The organism is Nonomuraea lactucae, from assembly GCF_003313395.1.
Classification (GTDB): Bacteria; Actinomycetota; Actinomycetes; order Streptosporangiales; family Streptosporangiaceae; genus Nonomuraea; species Nonomuraea lactucae.
Map to the genome: position 1 here is coordinate 1 of NZ_QNFZ01000638.1, position 2,670 is coordinate 2,670.

The 2,670-nt window shown below is 73.0% G+C and carries 2 protein-coding genes; one reads left to right on the forward strand and one right to left on the reverse strand.

Going from position 1 to position 2,670, the window contains the following annotated elements; all coding sequences use genetic code 11:
• Window positions 1-1,926, reverse strand: a 1,926-nt coding sequence (locus tag DQW85_RS24605; protein ID WP_113702386.1) for a HelD family protein, incomplete at its 3' end; no start/stop codon positions are given.
• Window positions 1,927-2,266: 340 nt separating this feature from the next.
• Between DQW85_RS24605 and DQW85_RS24610 the strand changes: the two genes are divergently transcribed.
• A partial coding sequence (locus DQW85_RS24610; protein WP_162795339.1) for a winged helix-turn-helix domain-containing protein occupies window positions 2,267-2,670 on the forward strand: 404 nt, incomplete at its 3' end.

Sequence of the window (2,670 nt, forward strand, 5' to 3'; positions counted from 1 at the left end):
CGCGGCCCCGTCCACGGTGCCCGCGACCGCCTCCCCGAGCGGGGCGAGCAGCGCGTCGGGCACCACGACGGCGACCTTGCCGCCCTCGCCGACCTCGGCCTTGACCAGCTCGGGCAGCGCCTCCACCGGAGCCGTCCAGGGCTCCGCGCCGCCCTCGCGGACGGAGGCGGGCGCCTCCAGGGAGGGGTCGATGGCGGCGAGCACGCGGGCGGCGACGGCCATGAGCTCGACCGGTGTGCGGTAGTTGACGGTGAGCCGCTCCTGCCGCCACCGCCCGGCCACGTACGGGTCGAGCGCCTCGCCCCAGGCGCGGGCGCCCGCCGTGGAGCCGGTCTGCGCGACGTCGCCGACGATGGTCATCGACCGGTTGGGCACCCGCCGCATGACGGCCCGCCAGGCCATGGGCGACAGCTCCTGCGCCTCGTCCACGATGACGTGGCCGTAGGCCCAGGTGCGGTCGGCGGCGGCGCGCTCGGCGGTGGTGAGGTAGGGGCCCTGGCCGCGCTGCCGCTCGGCGAGCCGTTCGGCCTCCATGACGTCGGACAGGCCGGTCAGTTCGAGCACTTCGCGGGCGTAGGCGAGCTCGGCCTCCCGTTCGTGCTCCTCCGCCTGCCGGGCCGCCGCGAGCTCCTCCTCCGCCTGGAGCGCGGTGGCGCGCAGGACCTGCTCGTCGATCTCGCCGAGCAGCTCAGCGGCCTCGTCCAGCAGCGGCACGTCGGACTCGGTCCACTCGCCGGCGCGGGCGCCGTCGCGGCGCAGCAGCGCGCGTTCCTCGCGGGTCAGGTCGGGGGCGGCGTAGCCGAGCCGCTCCGGCGAGCCGTACAGGCCGAGCAGCAGCCGCTGGGGCGTCAGGTACGGCCAGAGCCGGTTGAGCGCGGCCTTGACCGCCGGCTCGGTGCGCAGTTCCTCGCGCAGGTCGGCCAGCTCGTGCTCGTCGATCAGGCCCTTGCCGAGCCGCTTGGCGGCCTGGCGGGCCAGGGCGTTGAGCAGGGACCTGACGAACACGGCGCGCGCCTGGTTGTGCGGGCGGCGCGAGCGGGTGGCCTTGTTCCTGGCCGCCTCCAGCATGGCGGCCTCGACGGTGAGGGCGTAGCGGCCGAGGTCCAGCTCGACGGGCTTGCGCGGCACCCGCTGGCGCTCGCGTACGGCCCGCGCGATCACTGCGGCCATGCGCGCGTCGCCCTTGAGCGCGGCCACCTCGGGCCGTTCGCGGGTTGTGGCGGTGACGCCCGGGTAGAGCTCTCCGACCGTGGACAGCAGCACGTCGGTCTCGCCGAGCGAGGGCAGCACCTGCTCGATGTAGCGCAGGAACGTCGGGTTGGGGCCGAGGATGAGCACGCCGCGGCGTTCGAGCCGCTCGCGGTGGGTGTAGAGGAGGTACGCGGCCCGGTGGAGGGCGACGACGGTCTTGCCGGTGCCGGGACCGCCCTGCACGACCAGGACGCCGCTGAGGTCGGCGCGGATGACGCGGTCCTGCTCGGCCTGGATGGTGGCGACGATGTCGCGCATGCGGCCGGTGCGCCGCTCGTCGAGCGCGGCCAGCAGCGCGGCCTCGCCGTTGAGCGTGGCGCGGTCGTCGTCGCTCAGCGCGTCGAGGTCGAGCAGGTCGTCGTCGACGCCGACGACCGCGCGGCCCTTGGTCTGCAGGTGGCGCCGCCGCGTGACGCCCATGGGCGCGGCGGGGGTGGCGCGGTAGAACGGCTGCGCGACGGGGGCCCGCCAGTCGATGAGGAGGCGTTCCTGCTCGTCGTCGGTGAGGCCGAGCTTGCCGATGTAGAGCCTGCCCTCGTCGACGTGGTCGAGACGTCCGAAAACCAGGCCGCGCTCGACCGCCCAGAGGCGGGCCAGGCGGGAGGCGTACATCTCGGCGAAGGTGTCGCGTTCGGAGCGGTTCTGCATCGTCCCCACCGCGCCGGTGGCCAGCACGTCCTTGAGCTGCCGCTGCGTGCGCTCACGCAGCGTGTCGAGGCGCTCGTAGAGGCCGGTGACGTACTCCTGCTCCCTGGCGAGCTCTGTTTGACGAGTTCCCGCCAGACCATTATTGTTGTTAATGGGACACTCCGGGCCATTCTGCTTGTTGTTACGACAAACGACGACATTAGCACGCCTGTTGTAGCACTCCCATTCTTTCGCCTCCTTCCCCTTCCCCGTTACCTGCCCCGCCTACGGTCACGGCTTGGTTTCGCCTCTTGACCTGACGACCCTGGACTCCTTACGTTCACCTTGAGTTAGGAAAGTTTCCTAACTTCGACTGAAGGAGCAACCAGTGAGTGGTCCTGTGCCCGGGACGCCCAGCCTGCTCCGTGCGATCAACGACCGCGCGGCGCTGCAGGCGCTCCTCGAACGGGGTCCGCTGACCAGGCCGGAGATCGGCGCCCTGACGGGCCTGTCGAAGCCTACGGCGTCACAGCTGCTCTCCCGCCTGCAGGAGGCGGGGCTGGTGGTGCTCGACGGCATCCGGGAGGGCCTGCCCGGCCGCACGGCGGAGGTCTACCGGATCAACCCGGCGGCGGCCTACGTGGGAGCGCTGGACGTCACCCCCGACCGCATCGAGGCTCGGGTGGCCGACATCACCGGGGCGGCCGTGGGCGAGCACACCCTGCCCACGCCGCGCCGGCGGGCCGGCGAACTGGTCGAGCGGCTCGACGCCGCCCTGCGCGGCGCCGGCCC